Genomic DNA, 20160 nt, shown 5'->3' on the forward strand with positions numbered 1-20160 from the left:
GCCATCAGCCGAGCGCCCGTCATCAGTCGAGCGCCCTGGTGCGACCGAGTGTCAAAATATCTCAAATGGGTTCCATATTACCTCGTTCGTTGTAAAAAACCTACACCTGTCAGCCTTACTAAGGGGGGGCAAGGGGGGTAGAAAGCCGATCGTACTCAATAACCCTCTCGGACGAAGAGTGGGAAATTATACCATTTGAAGTGCGAGAAACCGAGGAAAAGATAGGAACTGAAACTGCAGAAATATTAATTTCCGTAAAGCGCTCTCGCCAGTGAACTGTCGGACACAATTCCACGCTTCAAAGATTGGCAAAAGCGTTTAGTTACTCACTCAAATATCATGGGAGGAGAAACCGTTTTCCCAAATACTCGCCTCACTGTTCGCCGGGTAGCATCGATGCTCGAACGCGGTTCGCTGCAACGTAGTTGTTAGATTCACATTTCATGGATTTGTATTTACACCCTCGATTAAGACAACAGGATGAGCACGTGGATGTGGTGAACCTGGAAATGCAGAAAAACAGACACGACTCCCGACACTTGGTTTCTTGCCATACACACTATCAAAATGGAAGAAGATAGTCTCTCCATCATCACTTTGAATATTTCCCCAATCATAATTTGGATGTAAATTTTTACATATGCCAATTTGACGCTCAACAACTGGATAGCAAAGTTTTTCACACCGTTGTACTAGCTCATCGGCAGTAGGGCGATCGTCTGGATTCTTATTCAAACATTCAAGGATTAGTGTATACAACTCATTGCCCAGGGACTGAAACTGTAGATTTTTATCAATATAAGCGGGTTTTTGGGGTGGAATAGCTGCAAGGATAGTGCGAACCGCAGCTAATCCAAAACCAAAGGGTTTTTGACCGCTCATTAATTCATAAATCATGGCTCCAACCGCCCATATATCTGATGGCTTACCTGCCTTGCTAGCTTCTTCAATCATCTCAGGTGCCATGTATGGCAAGGCTCCCATGACTGTAGCGGAAGCACTTATTGAAGATTCGTCCTTAACACCATTTACAATCTCTTCCTCAGCCATCTTAGCTATACCGAAGTCTGTGATTTTAATCTCTGATAGATTGAAATCGCCTGAAAACATCACATTACTTGGCTTCAGATCTCGATGAATAACACCTGCATTATGCGAAGCTGCAACACCCTTAGCTAAGTAATGAAGAATCTTAGCAGTGAGATATGGATCGACGATACCTAATTGCTGTAATAACCCTTCTTTAAGATCTTTTCCTGCAATAAACTCTTCTACTAAATAAGGCGATGAGTCAGTTTCAAGATAGTCTAATGTTTTTGCTACATTTGGATGATTCACTTTTGCACTGACCACAGCACTTCGCTGAAACCTCTTTTTTGCTGAGAAATTCTTAGGCAATTTAAGAGCAATTTCTCTGCCAAGCACTAAATCTCTTGCACAATAGACTTCCTGCATCCCGCCTTCACCGACAAAGCGAAGGATCTCATAACGCTTATCTACTAGATCGCCGATATTATGAATTTGATTTCCTGTCATAAAACCACCTCTGGGTTAGATATGTCAAAAGTCATAAATAATCTCTTCCCTCCACCCGAGTTATCTTCTAGTGTGATGACGCAACTTTTAGGAAGAGCTTGACCTTTTTCTACTAGCTGATTATTGACAAAAACTGAGCCATTCACTGCATCAACTAAGAAGTTAAAGCCGTCATACTTAATGTGGATAGAACCATAATTGGTAACATCCAGTTTTACGCGCTGATTGATTGTTTCCAGCGTATATGTCTTGTCTCTGTATACAAGTAGTCCACGATGTTTGCCATGCAGAAGATAATTACCAAGAATATCCTTAATTTCTGACATTGCAGGTCTCTCAGTTGCATCTTCAGTTAGGGTGCGATCGAGTAATTTGACAATAGCATCAGGAATCCCCAAAGGAATAGAAGAAAAACTTGGAATAGTGGCAAGATGAGGTGGCTTTTTTAACAGAGCTTTTGGGATTTCCTCCCCAGAGAGATACCAGGCAGTAATACCAAAAGCATAGGTATCAACAGCATTTGTAAACGAAACCAATCCCGCTCTATATAATTCAGGAGCTGCAAAACCCTCAGTTCCAACGAATCCCAAAGTTGAGTCGTCTTTACCTAAAAACCTAGCTAAACCGAAATCAAATATCTTAATAATATTTGCCTGGTCAAACTTCATATTGTTAGGCTTAATATCTCTATGAATTAAGCCTTGGGCATGAATATCACTGATTCCCGAGGATATCTGATAGAGAACCTTCAGATATTCATCTATCGAGAAGGAACTCCGATCGGCAAAAGATTGTAAGTCATCACCAGAAACATATTCCTGGACGATCCCAACTCGTCTATCAGCTTCATTTAGGAAAACATCAAAGATTTGAACGACATGCTTAGAACGTATTTTTTGTAATGCAGTTAGCTCATCAAAGAGTCGGCGCTGATGTCTAACATCTTGAATGAACTTAATGGCAACTTTCCTGTCAAGATTCGTATCTTGACAGACCAAAACTTCTCCCATTCCACCGATAAGCACTTTTTCTGTCGGAACATAACGAGACGGGATGCCACTTGACATAACAACTAATTCTCCTCAGAAAACTCAATATTTAGTTGGGGTACTGGCTTGTCAACTTCACGTTTATCGCCATTAGTTTTGTTACTGTTTACACCAGTGAACTCTATCTTTTGAGCATTGTCTTGATTCTTTTTCTTTGGTTGCTTTTTCTGCTGTGGGATTTTTTCTTGTTTAAGAGGTTCCTCAACTCCCGAGGCGCTGGCATCTGGAGTATTTAAGGATTTATCTGGAAGAGCATCAGTTTGTGGAGCTTTAATACTAAAAAATTCTATTTTTCCGGGGATACTCCAAATTTCAAGATAACTTAAATCCGATTCTTCATTTATTGAAAATAAATCTTTTCCAATAGTTAAAGCCGCTACTGTAGAATTATCCTTGCCACCCAACCATTCTGAAAGAGCGGTCAGTCTAGAAACAACTTCTCTGGGACTTTCTGCGTAGCTTACTAATGAATGAAATATGTTCTCAGGAATGCCGTGAGCACCATCCGACGTAATAAGCAACCATTTCATATCAGAAGAGGGTTTTAATTCAACACGTCGCGGCTCAATGCCTTCTCCCATACCAACGTACTGCAATAATTGCCTAAATTCAGGCGGGGGAGAAGGAAGATTTAAACTTGCAAGTTCTTTTTCCAATGTATCGTCAATCGTAAGTTGCTCTACTACACCGCTATTGAGTACGCAATAAATTCGACTATCTCCTACGTTTACTGCGGCCCAATCTTTCGTTTCATTACAGATTACTGCTGACAAAGTTGCTCCCCCTTTTCCTTGGAAAGCGTTATAAACAGCCTCGTTAGCGTCCTGTATACCAACTTCGAGTTTCTTGATCAACGTAGAGGCATTGCTATGTACCAAGGATGCAGCAAATGTACTTATTGCTACATTTGCACACTCCCCACCCTTGACCATACCCCCCATCCCATCACAAAGTACGAGTGCTGCAATAGAAGGTTTGCGGGATTTTTCAAACTTTACTCTCAGAAAAATTGCGCGGTCTTGATTCTCTGACCGTTTTCCTAAAACGCTACTTAATACAACTGTTGCAGACTCTAATTCTGTAAATCCAGATTTTTCTCCAAACTTTAACCATCTGGAGATTCCTTCTTGGAGCTGCTTATAGAATTGACTTTCCGCCATATCTTGCACCATCCAAAATACTCAACTACCTAATTTATTTTACTCAACGCAATTCCGATCGTAGTGTGTTTCGGAAATAACCTTCTACATATTTTGCGTGTTAAACTCTACTCCGATTGTTTTTTAGCCAAAGTTTACCTCAGTCATTGAGTAAATTATATCACAACTGCGGTATAATTTACCGAATATGGCTGTCAGCTACCGCAAACAGCTTTTCTATGTCTAGCTTCATTCTGTAGACCCGCTTGCATAAGCTTTTGAAATAATTTTAGCAAACTGAGAAGCTGAACCCGGAGCCGATCGCGCTTTATTGCTTCTAACCTAAGAGAGAGCGAGCTTTCGCCCTCGACTGGCATTATAGTTAGGAACGGAAACCTAAAATCGTATATGCCACAATACTTCGGAAAACTCCAAATTACTGAACAGCCTTGGTCAACAATCGGTTCGGTAGAATCCATAAATAAAACCGATCGCACCTTTCACTTTAATTGCGGCGAAACTTCCCTAAACCTCAGCATCCTCGCGCCGAATTTAATCAGAGTGCGAATGTCCCCGACAGGTGAATTCAAAAGCCGATCGCAATCAATAACTGTCCCTGACGAAGAGTGGGAAATTATACCATTTGAAGTGCGAGAAACAGACGAAAAAATAGAAATTGAAACAGCAGAAATAACGATTTCAGTCAAGCGCGATCGCGCTTCCATCGAATGCTTTGACAAATCGGGAAAACCCTTTGCTAGCGACTGCGATCCTAGTATGGGATGGCGCACCGGCGCAACGGCTGGCTGGAAACGCATCGAAGCAGACGAACACTTCTACGGTTTTGGGGAACGCACCGGCTTTCTCGACAAACTCTCCCAAGTCAAGACAAACTGGACAATAGACGCGCTTGACTACAATTCCCTCAGCGATGAAATGTACCAGGCGATCCCATTTTACATCGCCCTGAATCCCGATCGCGCTTACGGCATCTTTTTCAACACTACATTTTGGAGTCGATTCGACATCGGCGCCGAACAACCGGGAGTTTTGCGGATGGAAACCAGAGGCCCGGAACTCGATTACTACATTATTTACGGCCCGGAACCCGCCCAAATTCTCGCTACCTACACGCAGTTAACCGGCCGGATGCCACTTCCGCCAAAATGGGCGCTGGGATACCACCAATGCCGCTGGAGCTACGACTCCGAGGACGTTGTGCGGGAGTTGGCGAAGCAATTTCGCGATCGGGCGATTCCTTGCGATGTCATCCACCTCGACATCGACTATATGAACGGCTACCGCATTTTTACCTGGAGCCCGAAGCGTTTCCCCGATCCCGCGAAACTGATCGCAGACTTGAAAGCAGCCGGTTTTAAGGTTGTCACGATTGTCGATCCCGGTGTCAAGTACGAACCGGAAGGAGATTATGAAGTATTCGATCAGGGTGTGGAAAATGACTATTTCGTCCGCACCGCAGAGGGAAGGCTATTCCACGGTTACGTTTGGCCGGAAAAAGCGGTTTTTCCCGACTTCCTGCGGCCGGAGGTGCGTCAGTGGTGGGGCGAATTGCACAAAAACCTTACAGATATGGGCGTTGCGGGGATTTGGAACGACATGAACGAACCTTCGATCGCAGAACGGCCTTTTGGCGACGGTCACCAACACGTCTGGTTTCCGCTGGATGCACCGCAAGGCCCGGAATCTGAGGGCGCCACTCACGCGGAAACGCACAATTTGTATGGGTTGATGATGGCGAAAGCTTGTTCGGAAGGGTTGCAAAAAGTGCGATCGGGCGAGCGATCTTTTGTGCTGACGCGATCGGGTTTTGCGGGAATTCAGCGTTACTCCTCGGTATGGATGGGCGACAATCTATCGCAGTGGGAATACTTAGAAATGTCGCTACCGATGCTTTGCAATATGGGGCTTTCCGGCGTGGCGTTTGTCGGTTGCGACATCGGGGGTTTTGCGGAGAATGCAACCGCTGAATTGTTCGCGCGGTGGATGCAGGTGGGAATGCTGTATCCCTTGATGCGCGGTCATTCGGCGATAAATACGGCCCAACACGAACCGTGGGTTTTTGGCGATCGCACTGAGAAGATTTGCCGCGAATACATGAATTTGCGCTATCAGTTGTTGCCTTACATTTACACGTTGTTTTGGGAAGCTGCAACGACGGGAACACCGATTTTGCGACCGTTACTATATCAATTTCCGCGCGATCGGGCAACTTATCACCTTTACGATCAAGTATTACTCGGCCCGTCGCTGATGGCTGCACCTGTTTACCGGCCGGGAGTTGAACACCGCGCCGTGTATTTGCCGGAGGGGACTTGGTACGATTGGTGGACGGGTGAATGCTATCAGGGCCCGATGCACATTTTAGCCCATGCACCTTTGGAGAAAATGCCGCTTTACGTGCGGGGTGGGGGCATAATTGCGATCGCACCTGTGAGGCAATTTGTGAGCGAAGAACCGCTTGAGTCATTAAAAATGCGAATTTGGCCCGGAAGCGGTGAATGGACGCTTTATGAGGACGACGGACACAGTTTTGAACATGAAAAAGGTGTCTGGGCAACGACTAATTACAAGGTGTATTTGGAAGGGGAAAAAATCATCGTTGAAATTGCCGCGCGCGAGGGTCAATTTTTGATATCAGAACGCGAAGTTATTGTGGAAGTTGTTGGTGTTGGGGAACAGCGATTTACAGATGACGGTACGGTGCGGCGTTTGACATTTGGATAACTTTGGCATAAAGCGGTTTATGCTATGGTGGGATTCATTCAGGGCGATCGCTCGATCTGGTAGAGTTTGAGATGGAAAGGGCGATCGTCTGTGATTCCTTTGTGGCTAGATAAAATTCATTTCTAGGGTAGCAAAGATGTTAACGGGTTATAGAACTCCCAAAAAAATATCCAAAAAATTAGGCAAAGGGGTTGGATAAATTGTAAAGTAAAGGTTTTGAGGATAGTGTTTCCCCTGAAGACCGAAATAATTTTAAAGTATTACAAGAACAACGGAAATTTTATCAGTATGATTATCTCCCATATAGCTCTGAAAAATTGGCGCAATTTTCAGTCAGTGAATGTTGATTTGCGCGATCGCGTTTTTGTGGTAGGCCCTAATGCTTGTGGTAAGTCAAACTTTCTCGATTCATTGCGCTTTTTGCGGGATCTGGCTAAAGCAGGAGGCGGATTGCAGAAAGCAGTGAGCGATCGAGGTGGCGTATCAAAAATTCGCAGTCTTTATGCGCGCCGTTATCCAGATGTAGAAATAGAAATTCACCTTTCCGAATCTAATGCCCAACCGCCATTATGGAGGTATGGGCTGGGAATTAAACAGAGAAAAGGGGGAAAAAATGAGCCGATTGTTGCCTACGAACGAGTTTGGAAAGGCGAGGAGCAAATTGTCAATCGCCCTACTCAAGAAGATGACAACGATGAGCTACGTCTCACCCAGACTTATTTAGAGCAAATTAATACCAATGGAGAATTTAGAGTAATTTCTAAATTTTTAGAATCGATTTTATATTTACATTTAATTCCTCAGCTAGTTCGCCATCCCGAAGCTTTTGCTACCCCTGGACTTTCCGAAGATCCTTTTGGGAGAACTTTTTTAGAGCGAGTTGCTAAAACTCCCGATAAAACCAGAAAATCGCGATTAAAAAAGATTGAAGATGCTTTAAAGCTGGCTGTCCCACAATTGAAAAACCTCACAGATACCAAAGATGTGATGGGAGTTCCGCATTTGGAAGCTGTTTACGAACATTGGCGGCCCCGAGCAGGAAAACAACGGGAAGACCAATTTTCTGACGGAACGTTACGGTTAATTGGTTTACTCTGGTCACTGTTAGAATCAGATTCATTATTGTTACTAGAAGAACCAGAACTTTCCTTAAATTCGGCGATTGTTAGCAATCTACCCTCTCTGATTTATCGCCTTCAGCGCCCGAAAAAGCGACAGGTTATTCTCAGTACCCATAGTGCTGATTTGCTCTCAGACAAAGGCATTGGCGGCGAAGAGGTGCTGCTAATGACACCGACTCCTGAAGGAACTCAGGTAAAACTTGCTTCAAGTAATGAACAAATCAAAATGCTATTAGAAGGAGGTTTAAGCATAGCTGATGCTGCACTTCCTCTCACAGCGCCACCCGCGATTGAAAAACTGAGTTTATTCAAATGACTGATATTCCCATCAATCTAGTGTTTGAGGATGCACTGAGTGAAGCAGTTCTTAAACAAATGCTCAAACAGTCTCAACGTCCCTTTTCAGTGGGACAGTGCTTGAATCAGAGAGGATATGGCAAAATTAAAAAGATTATTTCAGGGTTAAACTATGCGGCCAAGGGAATGCCATACTTAGTATTAACTGATTTGGATAATGCAGAATGCCCGTTAGTAATTATTTCGGAGTGGTTAACTCAACCAAAACATCCTAATCTGCTGTTTCGGATTGCTGTTAAAGAAGTGGAAGCGTGGTTACTTGCACATCGAGCGGGCTTTGCCCAATTTCTGGGTATTTCAGTAGACTTGATTCCTGGCGACGCAGATCGAATTCCTGACCCCAAGCAGCTTTTAATCAATTTGGCTAAAAAGTCAAAAAAGCGAAATCTGCGGGAGGCGATCGTCCCCCCTCCTAATAGTACGGCTAAAATTGGTAAAGACTACAACGGTCAACTGATCGAGTTTGTCAATAAAAGTTGGCAGGTGGCGTCAGCACAGACTAATTCCCCCAGTTTGGAACGAGCTATGAATGCACTCATAAATTTTCAACCAACCTGGGAAAATTGAGGAGAAATACCAATACTGCGCCCTGTCTATGCTTGGCAAACAGTTAATAACTACTGTTATAATATACCGTCCGGGGATGAGTAGACCCGACACCTACCCACCAACTATGCAAGCCATCCAAATTACCACATTTCAAGCTTTGTGGCGCAGCCTGGGCCTGATAATCAAAGCCGCACCAATAGAACTCCGAAATTTAATAATACTCAACATCATCGGCGGTGCTGCCCCATCTGCCGTGCTTTTTTTAGATAAATTAATCATTGATGAAGTATCTAGGTTGCTATCGCAAACCCAAACAGCACAGCCCTTTGCTTTGATGCTTTCCCGGCCAATATTGCTGTGGAGTATTGCCGGAGTCTTAAGTCTCAGGTTAGTCGGCGATGCCCTAGACACAATGGGCTCTTTTGTCTCGACATCTTTGCGCGATCGCGTTCAAGGCTTTGTCGAAGGAAAAGTCATCGAAAAAGTCGCCAATTTCGACGATATTGCCCTCTTTGAAAACCCCGAACTATTAAATATAGTAGAACTAGCCAAAACGGGAGTATTCAAAATACAGCAACTAGCCTTTACCATCAGCATGACTGTCACCGGAATTTTTATATTTATTCCATCGATAGGCCTTGCTGCTGCGATAGCTTGGTGGGTGCCAGTGCTGATGTTGATTTCATCCTGCCCCTCAATTTACATCCAAAGAAAATATAGCAAAATCATCTGGAGAGTTCAAAGAAAGCAAGCTAAAATAACTCGTGAAATGAACTTATCCGCTAGAGTGTTGACGGGGGAAGAATACGCTAAAGAATTGCGTTTGTTTGGGTTGCAGGAACTTTGGCTCAAACGCTGGCAGGATCAGTTTTTGCAGTTTTTTAGCGAGATGCAGCAAATCCGAAAAAAAGGAGCAATTGTTTTACTTTTGTGGTCAGTGTTTAGTAGAATCGGAGTAGCTTTGCCATTTGTTTATGTGGTAATGGGAGCTTTGGGTGGTCGCTATACTTTGGGAGATTTGGCGCTGTATTCTGGTTTGATTGTTCAGGTGGAGCAAAGTTTGCAATTACTTATAGGCAATTATGCTAATTTGTACGATATTTCCCTCGGCGTTAGTCCGATTTTTCAACTTTTGGAACTCAAGCCAGAATTGCAGTCTCCGCTTGTGGATGTGGCGTCTCGCCTGCCTACTTTACCAGATGGCGGGCAAGATTCCCCCCCCACAAAAGATAAAATTGGCATTGAGATTAAGCATTTATCTTTTTGCTATCCCGGTAGCAATAAAAGCACGGTTGAAGATATCAACTTAACGATTAATCCGGGTGAAATGCTAGTGCTTGTTGGTGAAAATGGCGCGGGTAAAACAACCCTTGGCAAACTCCTCGGCCGCCTGTACGACCCGACAAGTGGGACGATCGCCTGGAACGGCAAAGATTTGCGATCGTACCCTCTAGCATACGTGCGATCGCGCATCGCCGTCGTCATGCAAGATTACGCCCGTTTCCCCTCCACAGTCCGCGAAAACGTCGGTTTCGGTGACTTGCTTTCACTGTCAGATGACACCGCAATTAATGAAGCTATTTCCGAAGCAGGAATTAGCGCCAAAGTCAATAGTCTTGCCGCAGGTTTAGAGACTCCGTTGGGGAAACAATTAGAGGACGGCATAGACTTATCGGGGGGACAGTGGCAAAGAATTGCGATCGCCCGCGCCTTAATGCGGCTTTCTACAGCCGAAGTGCTCATTTTTGACGAACCAACCGCCGCCCTAGACCCCAAGACAGAACACGAAATTTACAGCATCTTCCGCCAAATAGCCGCCGGAAAAACAACAATAGTCATCAGTCACAGATTAGGCTTAGCAAAAATAGCCGATCGTATCGCCGTCATGGAAAACGGTAAAATAGCAGAAATAGGAACTCACGACGAATTGATAGCATCAAACGGAATTTACTGCTCAATGTTCACCCGTCAAGCTAGCAGTTATATTTAGAGTTAAATAAACAGTCCGCCAGGGTTTAAAACCCCTGTCTCATAGCGAAAGTCGGTTGAAACCGACTGGGGAGATATTGCAATGCTTGTTCAAAAATGTGTCTTTCAGTCCTCTTTGAGAGGACTTTTGCTATGAGACGGGGGTTTTAAACCCCCGGCGGAATTGTGGGTTAGCGTGGGGAATTTGGCGCGGGTGATTGTGATAAATTATCGCGGATTTGCGATCTAATTTCTCTCGTTAGGTGGCGAGAAACCGAGTTTCTGCGACTATTTTCTGTTGAGTACGAGAAATATCGGAAGAAACCCGGTTCCTGGGATGATTGTGCGAGATAGATTTATGATAGATTAATCTCATTTGTTTTGTGGCAAAGTCTCGATCCCCCCTAGCCCCCCTTAAAAAGGGGGGGACAAAAGTCAAATACAAATTCCCGCTTCTTAACGAGGGGACAAAAGTTCGATTCAAAGTCCCCATTCTTAAGGGGGATTTAGGGGGATCTAGCCTTCGAGGTAAAGCAGAGATACCTGTTTTACTGTTGAATGCGATCTTTTTGAGAAAATTGTCAGAAAGTGCGAGCTATAATAAAACCAACCTAGTTGGCGATAATATCAACGATGGAAACTATAACTCTCAACCTACCTGCCGCCGTAGCTTTAACCGACGAACAATTTTATCAATTGTCCATCGCTAATGAAGAGTGGCGATTAGAACAAACCCCCGAAGGAGAACTAATTATTATGCCTCCAACAGGCGGCGAAAGCGGCATCAGAAATTCGGATTTGACTACAGACCTAAATTTGTGGAATCGTCAGACTCGATTGGGAAAAGTCTTTGACTCTTCCACTGTCTTTCAATTACCCAACGGTGCGAAGCGTTCCCCTGATGCTGCTTGGGTACTCCTAGAACGTTGGGAAGCATTATCCGCAGAAGATAAGCGCAAATTTCCTCCCCTGTGCCCGGACTTTGTAATAGAATTGCGATCGCAAACTGATTCCCTAGAAACATTGCGGGCTAAAATGCGGTATTATCAAACTAACGGCTGTCGCTTAGGTTGGCTAATTGACCCCCAAACGCCTTTAGTAGAAATCTATCGCTTGTCTGAAGAGGTAGCAGAAGTTATTAATTTCTCTTTTGACCAACCGCCTACACTTTCGGGTGAAGATGTACTTCCCGGATTTCTTCTAGATATTACACCCATTCTCAATCCTTGAATCTCTATCCATTTTCTTTAGTTGGCTGGCGAGAAACCGGGTTTCTGCGACAATTTTTGGTTGAGTACGAAGATATAGGAAGAAACCCGGTTTTTGGGATTCACTGCGTGGCGAGAAACCGGATTTCTGCGACAATTTCTGGTTGAGTACGAGAGATATAGGAAGAAACCCGGTTTCTGAGATTCTTGTGCCTCCGAAAAGCCGATCGCAAATTATCTTCCCGTCAACGTATCCGCATAAGGATCGGGCAAAGCTTGCTGCACCTCCAAAAGCGGCAAAGGATCTCCAGTCAATGGGTTACTATTCAAATTTTTTTTTAGCCCATCACCCCGGCGATCGCGCTCTTGCAGCTTCAGCAATTCCTCTTGATAAACAGCCACTATTCGCCCTAAACTCAGCACCAAATCATCCCAATTATCATCTCCCACCAACTTCTCAGAAATTCCCTCAAATAACTCTCCCGCTTGCCTTTTTTGAACATAAGCTTTCAAAAGCTTTCCCGACTTTTGCAAAACGGCCTGATAAATATCCCCATCAGACCACCACAGCCCCTGTTGACTCAGCAGCCAAGTCAAAATATACTCGCGAGCGTGTTGCTCCTTCACCCAGGCCGCGAGATACTGCAAATCTTCCATAGTTAAAACAGTCTCCTCAATTTTCCTCAAAATGTCCGCTTGTTTGTAGCTACCGTTACTGCGATCGACATAATACCTGCCTTATCATCACCTGCCCGCGTCATTAATACCCCTTAAATCTTAAAAAAACCCTACTGATTTACCAAACAGCAATTCTGAGAATATAAAAATAAACCTAAACCTCCTAGGTCTATTGTCCAATACTTTTAGTCCACCGGAAAGCGCTACACCCCGCCTCGCTTTCCTCTCTCGCAAATCAATCCTCAAGCGGGAACAACCAGCGGGTTATTAGCATGACAAAGCAAAATTTTGGTTTAATCGGTCTAGCGGTGATGGGCGAAAACCTAGCGCTCAACGTCGAAAGCAGAGGCTTCTCCGTGGCTGTGTACAACCGCACAGCAGCCAAAACCGACGACTTTATGGCCCTACGCGCCCCCGGCAAGAACATTGTAGGCACCAAGACTCTGACAGAATTCGTCGATGCCCTAGAAACCCCACGCCGAATCTTAGTCATGGTGCAAGCTGGGAAACCCGTAGATGCGGTCATCGACCAGCTCAAACCCATGCTGTCACCGGGCGACATGATTATTGACGGCGGTAACTCGCTCTACGACGACACCGAACGCCGCACCAAAGATTTAGAATCGATGGGGCTGGGATTTGTCGGCATGGGCATCAGCGGCGGCGAAGAAGGCGCGCTGAATGGTGCTAGCTTGATGCCCGGTGGCACCCGCACTGCTTACGGTCTACTAGAGCCAATTCTCACCAAAATTGCGGCTCAAGTAGATGACGGCCCCTGCGTCACATTCATCGGCCCCGGTGGCGCCGGCCATTACGTGAAGATGGTTCACAACGGCATTGAGTACGGGGATATGCAGCTCATTGCTGAAGCCTACGATTTGCTCAAAAACGTTGGTGGATTGGACGGCAAGCAGTTGCAGGAAGTTTTTGCCGAATGGAATACCACAGACGAACTCAACTCGTTTTTGATTGAAATTACGGCTAACATTTTCAAGTACAACGACCCGGAAACTAAGCAACCCTTAGTTGAGGTAATTATGGACGCAGCCGGTCAGAAAGGTACCGGCCGCTGGACTGTTATGAGTGCTTTGGAATTGGGCGTGAGCATTCCCACAATTATCGCTGCTGTGAATGCCAGAATCATGTCTTCTTACAAAGACGAGCGCATCAAAGCTTCCCAAGAACTGACGGGGCCTAGCGGCAAGTACGAAGGCGATACTAAAGAGTTTGTGAACAAAGTCCGGGATGCGCTTTACTGCTCGAAGATTTGCTCCTACGCGCAAGGTATGGCACTTTTGAGCGCGGCCTCGAAGTCGTACAACTATGACTTGAGTTTGAGCGAAATTTCCCGAATTTGGAAGGGTGGCTGTATTATTCGGGCTGGATTTTTGGATAAGATTAAAACAGCTTTCAAAGACGACCCCACGTTGCCGAATTTGCTGTTAGCGCCGGAGTTCAAACAGAGCATTCTCGATCGCCAATCAGCTTGGCGAGACGTGTTAGCTACTGCTTGCCAACTGGGGATTGCAGTGCCAGCATTTAGCGCCTCGCTGGACTATTTCGACAGCTACCGGCGCGAAAGATTGCCGCAAAACCTCACGCAAGCTCAGCGTGATTATTTCGGGGCTCACACCTACGAACGCACCGACAAACCGCGCGGCGAATTCTTCCACTCAGAGTGGACGCAGACTGCTAAAGAGTCGCTGCAAACTGGTAGTACGGACTAATTAATTTTTGTAGGGTGCGTTTCGGCGCACCTTACAAATAAACAATGATATTACTGCCAACCGATCTTATTCCTGAACCCACACGGATACTGAACCGCCTTCACAGCGAAACTCGCCCCAACCCCACTCGTTAGTAGAAACAGGTTCCTTAATATGCCCTGTTAAATCCACAAACTTAGCATGAGGTTTACCAACTTCCATCCACTTGAAACCCTCCGGGCCGTCACTCATAATTACTGCCATTGCCTGTGGATGTTTCCGATTGCCCAATCTCGTCCAGCCAATGGTATTCCAATGATCGAAATAGTCATATTGAGGGCCGTAGGCGAAGTGTTTGCGAGCATGGAGAAACTTGTCAATTAGCGATCGATGAGAGGGCAGAACAATCTTATACCGATTGCCATCACGCCCCCAATCTTCATATTCTGCACCGTAATAATCGCCGTAGAAAACGCAGGGATAACCTTCTTTTCGCAATAGAATAATCGCATAAGCAAGAGGTTTAAACCAGGGTTCTACCACAGATTCAAGTGCTTGCAGCGGTTGGGAATCATGGTTTTCGACAAAGGTTACTGCATGAGTCGGTTGCTGCTGCATCATTGTACCGTCTAAGATGCGCCGCATATCGTAGTTACCGCCCTGTTGGCTGGCGTAATGAAAGTTGTAATGCAGCGGCACATCAAAAACTGACATTTTGCCCTTAACTGAACCGACATACCAGTGCAGGATATCGATATTTGGTGCCCAATACTCACCTACAACAAACAAATCTTTGCCGACATATCGCTCCATTTCATCCAACCATTCCACAAAAAACCAAGACGATATGTGCTTGATGGCATCTAAACGGAAACCGTCGGCACCTGTTGTGTCGAGATACCACTTACCCCAGCGTGTAATTTCATCTCGTACCCATTGATCCTGGAAATCCAGATCGCACCCCATTAAATATGCAAAATTGCCATTTTCTAGGGCAACATAGTCATCAAAAACTCTCCCTTCTACCAAATAGACTGTACCGCGATCGTCTTTATTGTACTCGTTGTAGTCTACTGCGTCAAAATGCCACCAGTGCCATTCAAATTGGGAATATTTACCTTGGCGTCCGGGAAAGTTAAAATGGGTGTAGCTTTTGATTTCTTGCAATCCACCTTTGGGATTTAGCCGATTGTTTTGAGGATAAGGAGTTGCCTTAAATATCTCTGCTGCATCTGCACCCATTTTGTGGTTGATAACTACATCGGCATAAACTTGAATCTGAGATTTGTGCAGGGCTGCGATCGCATCTAAATATTGCTGCTTAGTACCATACTTGGTGCGAATTGAACCTTTTTGGTCGAATTCTCCCAAATCAAATAAGTCGTACACCCCATATCCAACGTCGCTTTGCCCGCCAATTCCTTTGTAAGCTGGGGGCAGCCACAGTGCCGTAAAACCCGCATCCGCCAATTCTTTCGCTTGGTTTTTCACCTCATCCCACAGGGTTCCTCGATCGGGAATGTACCAGTGGAAATATTGCATCATCGTGCCGTTAATATCTGCCATTTTGCACCCTTGCCTTGAGATGATACTGACAATTTAAACCGATCTTAGGCTACAGCATTGCCAATTGTCACTGTACCCGCCGTAATTTTTGCTAAACCTACGGCTGGGGTGTGATTAAAGTTTTGTTACAGTTCTAAACTATAAAATTCCTTGACTTTCGCCTGACTCTTTGAACCATACTTGAACTTGAGTGCAGACAAAAAGCCCCAGTCTAAGATCAGGAATCTAAAAGAATCAGTAAGTAAGATCACAATGTGCTTGTGATCTTACTTGTGATCTTACTTGTGATCTTAGTAGATAACTATACTGAGCAAATCTGCTACCATCATAACTACTCCTTTTAAAAAAATGTAATTTTATGAAATCTTTTATTGTAAGAGCCGCTGCCGTTGTGGGTGTGATTGCGACATCGGTATTGGATACATTGAAAGAAGAAGAGGAAAAAAAGCGTTTATTAGACAGTGGTATTATGGAAGTGGATGAAATGACGGGAAAAGAGTTTGAAAAATTTCTAGAGGTTCATTTTATAAATTTTGGTTGTACTGTTACTTTAACTCAAGATAGTCAAGATTATGGGGCGGATTTAATTTTATACAAAAATGGATTAAAAACCGTGGTTCAAGCAAAAAGAAGCAAAAATCCAGTTGGGATTAAAGCTGTTCAAGAAGTAGCAGGAGCAGTCAGACATTACAAAGGCAATAAAGGCCTAGTAATCACCAACAACAGATTTACAGAAAATGCTTGCAAACTTGCTAAATCTAACGAGGTAGAGTTATGGGATAGAAAAAAACTCATCGAATTCATCCTGACAGCTAAGAATTGTAAATAACTTATCTACCAAAGTAAGTTATATATAAAAGATGCACTGCTTTCCCGGTATCTTTAATCTCACTGATGAATCATGCTACAAATTTCTAACACAGTGTTCCTGGACGATCGCGAAATCGAGATTAGTGCGATTCGCTCTCAAGGCGCGGGGGGGCAAAATGTAAATAAGGTGGCGAGTGCGATTCACTTGCGCTTTGATATCCCAGCTTCCTCATTGCCCGATCGCTACAAGCAGCGTTTGTTGCAAATCAACGATCAGCGCATCACCTCCGAAGGTGTGATTGTCATCAAAGCCCAGGAACACCGCAGCCAGGAACAAAACCGGGAAGAGGCTTTGAGACGGCTGCAAGAACTGATTAAAAGTGCGATCGTCATACCGAAAAGGCGCAAACCCAGCAAAGCAACTCGTAGTTCCCAGCGCAAGCGTCTCGACAGCAAAACCAAGCGAGGGCAGATTAAAGCTCTGAGAGCGAAAATTACGGATTGAGCGATGAAAGGTCATTGTCAGCCTCTAGACATCGATCAGTTGCAGCTAATTTCGGTCGAAATGGATGATTGCAGGCTCGGTTGCAGTTAGTCCTGGGTTTGTGTTGCAGTTAATCCTGGCTGAACTGTAATTTCAGTTGCAATTAATCCATCCTCAGAAATCGCAGCATTGCAGGGATAGAGCGTTTAGTATTGCAGGTCGCTACACCTAGGGGGGAAAATCTATAGCCTAGTACCAGAACTGTTGCGCGATCGCCTGATCTACAATTAAGGCAGTGGGCTTCGACTTTTAATCGAAGCAGAATCTTGAGGAATTTATGGCAATTAAGGTGATTGGTGCAGGTTTTGGACGAACGGGAACGCTATCTCTCAAAGCTGCTTTAGAAGAACTCGGTTTTAGTAAATGCTACCACATGGCAGAACTTCTAACACACCCTTCTGATGTAAAGTTCTGGGAGGATGCCACTCAAGGAAAACCTGTCAATTGGGATGCTTTGTTTGATGGCTACCAAGCAATAGTAGATTACCCAGGTTATCGTTACTATAGTCAACTTATGCAGCACTATCCTGATGCTAAAGTTCTGTTGAGTATTCGAGATGCAGATAGTTGGTATGAGAGTACCTTGAAAACCATCTACCAAGCAGGGCCAAAAGGTTGGGAGAAGCTAAAGATGGCTTTATCGCTCCCGTTTTCTCCAAAGCTGCGGAGTCTAGTTCGCATCTTTCGCATGGCAGATAAAGATGTTTGGGTGAAGGATTTTCAAGGGAAATTTGAGGATAAGCCCTACGCGCTCGGAATTTTCAATCAACACATTGAAGAAGTCAAACGTTTGGTTCCACCAGAGCGGCTGTTAGTTTACCAAGTGAAGGAGGGTTGGGAACCCTTGTGTCACTTCCTTGGCGTATCTGTTCCTCCTGACAAGCCTTTTCCACATCTCAACGATCGCGCCACATTTCAACAGGCATCAAAAGAGCTTTACTAGCATTGAAGTTCCTGCCCCATTAAAGATTAATCATTATTACAATCTACCTCTCCCCCCCTTCCAAGGGTAGGTTCGATCCTGGTCGGGTTAAAGTCGATCGACCTCACAGCCTGATTCAAAATTGTATCAGCAGTAATTTTTTAACTGTTGGTTTGGTTGGATTGCTTCTTAGGGCCAAAACTCTCTGGAAGTTCATCTATTTTTTCTATTTGTAGTTCTCGGCAAATTGCTTTCAACTGTTCGAGAGAAAATTTGGGTTCTGTTGCTCCAGATATCCATCTGTGATAGGTGGCGCGGGGAATCCCACATTTAAAAGCGAACTCATCTTGTGATAAGTCGGTTTTGTGGAGTCTTAGGGCTTCCAATGGTGAATTGCCCTCCTGTCTTCGTTCTTTTCTTGATGACATTGGATCGTAAAATCTCAGATTGAGATGTCATACTTGACAAAATTAAATTGACATCTCATAATGAGACAAAGGTGACATGACAAAGGGCGGCGAGCGCGAGCCTCCAAGGTCAAAATGCAGGTTTGAAGAACCGCCTTATTTTTCGTGTCTATCAATCGTGCCTGCATATTCAAGCGTTTTTTTGGGGCAAGGGCGCATACCTCAAGCCTCTTTTCCTCAACGCCGAGGAGATGATGCCATGTAAAAGGTCGATCGACCTTACAGGACAACACAACTCAAAATTGTATCAAAGATCCAGACCAAAACTTCTCCTTTGCGATCGCACAACTTCCGTGCTATCGTGCCATTTCTCGAACCATTCCCGATCATGCCCACATCAATTGACAACTTCTACCTAGGCGATGTCGCCTCCAACTTTCACTTTGCAGGCCCGCTGCTAGACTTTGAAGAAGAAATCCAGAATCAATCTCCCTTTCACGATTTAGACTACCTGACAGGCGAAATTAAAAGGGGATTCCTAGACTACGTGCGGCAAGGAATCATGCTGGACGCGATCCGAAAACTGCGATTGTACAAAGACAAGTTCAAAACTTTTAAAACTTACTGCGAACAAGCATTAGGGAGACAGTATTTTTACTGCACGCAAATTATCAAAGCTGCGAGCATTTGCCTGCGCTTAATTAAAGCAGGATTTGAGATTTTGCCTAGCTGCGTTGCTCAAGTTGTCCCTTTGTTCAAACACGCAATTACCGACCAATATGGCGACTGTCGTTTACAGGAAAAGTGGCAAGAAGTTGTCGATGTCATACCAAAAGAAAGGATTACCGCAGTAACTATTGCCGAAACAGTTGACAACAATCCCAACCTCCGGCTCAAACAAATTCGCATTAAAACCGACACCTACGCCCTTTTAACGAAAAAAGCAGCCGCAGCCGGACTGTCAATTTCGGAATTTTTGGCAAGGTTGGTTGGCGAATACAATCCCAGAAATTTAGAGCAGCCAGCGGAACATACTCCCGAACAAGAGGAGATTTTAGACCAATTAGACGCGGAGTTTAAGAAGCCGGCAACGGGACAGGCTTCAACTTCTGCCCCCGGCAAAGTTAAGTCTAAAGGTTTTGGAGTCAAAGTTGAGCCTAAAGGTGCTAAAAAGGAAGTTAATGCGAAAACTTCGGAAAAGGAAGTTAAGGCGAAAACTTCGGAAGGTGAAGTTAAGTTCAAAAATCGGCAAAGTGAAATCAAAGCCGAGAAACAGTCGAATTCATTTAATGAGAAAAATCATGAAGTCATCTGCCCAAAATCCAATCATGCGTCAACTGAAATTAATGGAGGTTCAACTGAACGAAATTCAGTGCCACCTTATTAAAGCCACTGTGTTGAATTGGTGGCAAATAGTTTTGCCTGATGGACAGAAAATTGCGATCGAGCACGCGGGCGGCGGACACTGGATTTTTCGGGCTAACGGGCTTGAGAAATCTCATCCAGAAGTACGACTAGCGGTGTTAAGGGCGATCGCCGAAGGCTGTCGCCGATAAGTTACGGCTAAGGACACGGCACCGCGCCGTGTCCTGAGATGGACTGGCGATCGGATTTGAGATGATTTGGGGATGCAGGTAAGGACACGGCAGTGGCGAAAAGTTTCGGTTTAATCCTCCTCCTTCTCCTCAGCAGTTGGAGGCGTTGGTGCTGGTGGTAGGGCCGTGGTTGATCGACTATAACAAATGTTACCGCCTGCTGGGGTGGGGATGAAGTTGGAACCAATTCGGTTGTGTGGGGCGTGTTATGCAGAGTCGCCTTGTCACAAGATAAAGTGGCAGTGTAAGATACATTAACA

At 44.8% G+C, this 20160-nt stretch carries 18 protein-coding genes; 12 read left to right on the forward strand and 6 right to left on the reverse strand.

Annotation, left to right across the window (positions count from 1 at the left end; genetic code table 11):
• Window positions 1–336 precede the first annotated feature (336 nt).
• Complete coding sequence (locus tag NDI35_RS19690) at window positions 337–432, forward strand: DUF433 domain-containing protein (protein WP_445314288.1); 96 nt, start codon at window positions 337–339, stop codon at window positions 430–432.
• A 9-nt stretch (window positions 433–441) separates the two neighbouring features.
• Here NDI35_RS19690 and NDI35_RS19695 read toward each other — a convergent pair whose 3' ends face one another.
• The 3 genes from NDI35_RS19695 to NDI35_RS19705 are packed head-to-tail and all read right to left on the reverse strand — an operon-like array spanning window position 442 to window position 3757.
• Window positions 442–1536, reverse strand: coding sequence for a serine/threonine-protein kinase (locus NDI35_RS19695; protein ID WP_445314206.1), 1095 nt, complete (start codon window positions 1534–1536; stop codon window positions 442–444).
• The gene (locus NDI35_RS19700; RefSeq protein WP_445314207.1) at window positions 1533–2603 is read right to left on the reverse strand and encodes a serine/threonine protein kinase; all 1071 of its coding nucleotides are present in this window, start codon (window positions 2601–2603) and stop codon (window positions 1533–1535) included. Before NDI35_RS19700 ends, NDI35_RS19695 begins: the two co-directional genes overlap by 4 nt.
• 5 nt (window positions 2604–2608) lie before the next feature.
• Window positions 2609–3757 carry a PP2C family protein-serine/threonine phosphatase gene (locus tag NDI35_RS19705; RefSeq protein WP_445314208.1) on the reverse strand — a complete coding sequence of 383 codons (1149 nt, stop codon included), beginning with the start codon at window positions 3755–3757 and terminating at the stop codon, window positions 2609–2611.
• 375 nt (window positions 3758–4132) lie between these two features.
• Here NDI35_RS19705 and NDI35_RS19710 point away from each other — a divergent pair, with 375 nt between their 5' ends.
• The 5 genes from NDI35_RS19710 (at window position 4133) to NDI35_RS19730 (ending at window position 11694) form a co-directional block, all read left to right on the forward strand.
• On the forward strand, window positions 4133–6469 hold the full coding sequence (locus NDI35_RS19710; RefSeq protein ID WP_445314209.1) for a glycoside hydrolase family 31 protein: 2337 nt from the start codon (window positions 4133–4135) through the stop codon (window positions 6467–6469).
• Between the two features lie 288 nt (window positions 6470–6757).
• Window positions 6758–7906, forward strand: a complete 1149-nt coding sequence (locus NDI35_RS19715) for an AAA family ATPase (RefSeq protein ID WP_445314210.1) — start codon at window positions 6758–6760, stop codon at window positions 7904–7906.
• Window positions 7903–8514: a hypothetical protein gene (locus NDI35_RS19720; protein WP_445314211.1), complete on the forward strand. Its 612-nt coding sequence runs from the start codon at window positions 7903–7905 to the stop codon at window positions 8512–8514. Before NDI35_RS19715 ends, NDI35_RS19720 begins: the two co-directional genes overlap by 4 nt.
• 106 nt (window positions 8515–8620) lie before the next feature.
• Entirely contained in the window at window positions 8621–10486 is a 1866-nt protein-coding gene (locus NDI35_RS19725; protein ID WP_445314212.1) for an ABC transporter ATP-binding protein, read from the forward strand.
• A 611-nt stretch (window positions 10487–11097) separates the two neighbouring features.
• Window positions 11098–11694 (forward strand): Uma2 family endonuclease, encoded by a 597-nt coding sequence (locus NDI35_RS19730; RefSeq protein ID WP_445314213.1) that lies wholly within the window; start codon window positions 11098–11100, stop codon window positions 11692–11694.
• 212 nt (window positions 11695–11906) lie between these two features.
• Here the strand turns inward: NDI35_RS19730 and NDI35_RS19735 are convergent, their stop codons facing one another.
• Window positions 11907–12329, reverse strand: coding sequence for a hypothetical protein (locus NDI35_RS19735; RefSeq protein WP_445314214.1), 423 nt, complete (start codon window positions 12327–12329; stop codon window positions 11907–11909).
• Between the two features lie 293 nt (window positions 12330–12622).
• Between NDI35_RS19735 and gnd the strand changes: the two genes are divergently transcribed.
• Entirely contained in the window at window positions 12623–14077 is a 1455-nt protein-coding gene (gene gnd, locus NDI35_RS19740; RefSeq protein WP_445314215.1) for a decarboxylating NADP(+)-dependent phosphogluconate dehydrogenase, read from the forward strand.
• Between the two features lie 66 nt (window positions 14078–14143).
• Here gnd and NDI35_RS19745 read toward each other — a convergent pair whose 3' ends face one another.
• On the reverse strand, window positions 14144–15622 hold the full coding sequence (locus NDI35_RS19745; protein WP_445314216.1) for an alpha-amylase: 1479 nt from the start codon (window positions 15620–15622) through the stop codon (window positions 14144–14146).
• Window positions 15623–15980: 358 nt separating this feature from the next.
• Between NDI35_RS19745 and NDI35_RS19750 the strand changes: the two genes are divergently transcribed.
• The 3 genes from NDI35_RS19750 to NDI35_RS19760 all read left to right on the forward strand — a co-directional run bounded on the left by NDI35_RS19750 (window position 15981) and on the right by NDI35_RS19760 (window position 17919).
• Window positions 15981–16451: a restriction endonuclease gene (locus tag NDI35_RS19750; protein ID WP_445314217.1), complete on the forward strand. Its 471-nt coding sequence runs from the start codon at window positions 15981–15983 to the stop codon at window positions 16449–16451.
• A 72-nt stretch (window positions 16452–16523) separates the two neighbouring features.
• Window positions 16524–16937: an alternative ribosome rescue aminoacyl-tRNA hydrolase ArfB gene (gene arfB / locus NDI35_RS19755; protein WP_015176289.1), complete on the forward strand. Its 414-nt coding sequence runs from the start codon at window positions 16524–16526 to the stop codon at window positions 16935–16937.
• A gap of 316 nt (window positions 16938–17253) precedes the next feature.
• A complete protein-coding gene (locus tag NDI35_RS19760) occupies window positions 17254–17919 on the forward strand; it encodes a sulfotransferase family protein (RefSeq protein WP_445314218.1) in 666 nt (221 codons plus the stop codon).
• A gap of 140 nt (window positions 17920–18059) precedes the next feature.
• On the opposite strand, the gene NDI35_RS19765 is transcribed toward NDI35_RS19760, so the two are convergent.
• Window positions 18060–18326, reverse strand: a complete 267-nt coding sequence (locus NDI35_RS19765) for a helix-turn-helix domain-containing protein (RefSeq protein WP_190661131.1) — start codon at window positions 18324–18326, stop codon at window positions 18060–18062.
• A gap of 367 nt (window positions 18327–18693) precedes the next feature.
• Between NDI35_RS19765 and NDI35_RS19770 the strand changes: the two genes are divergently transcribed.
• A complete protein-coding gene (locus NDI35_RS19770; protein WP_445314219.1) occupies window positions 18694–19692 on the forward strand; it encodes a hypothetical protein in 999 nt (332 codons plus the stop codon).
• A gap of 7 nt (window positions 19693–19699) precedes the next feature.
• The gene (locus tag NDI35_RS19775) at window positions 19700–19861 is read left to right on the forward strand and encodes a hypothetical protein (RefSeq protein ID WP_246276752.1); all 162 of its coding nucleotides are present in this window, start codon (window positions 19700–19702) and stop codon (window positions 19859–19861) included.
• Window positions 19862–20160 lie beyond the last annotated feature (299 nt).

It is taken from the genome of Microcoleus vaginatus FACHB-2002, from assembly GCF_040004035.1.
In the GTDB taxonomy this organism is placed as follows: domain Bacteria; phylum Cyanobacteriota; class Cyanobacteriia; order Cyanobacteriales; family Microcoleaceae; genus Microcoleus; species Microcoleus vaginatus_C.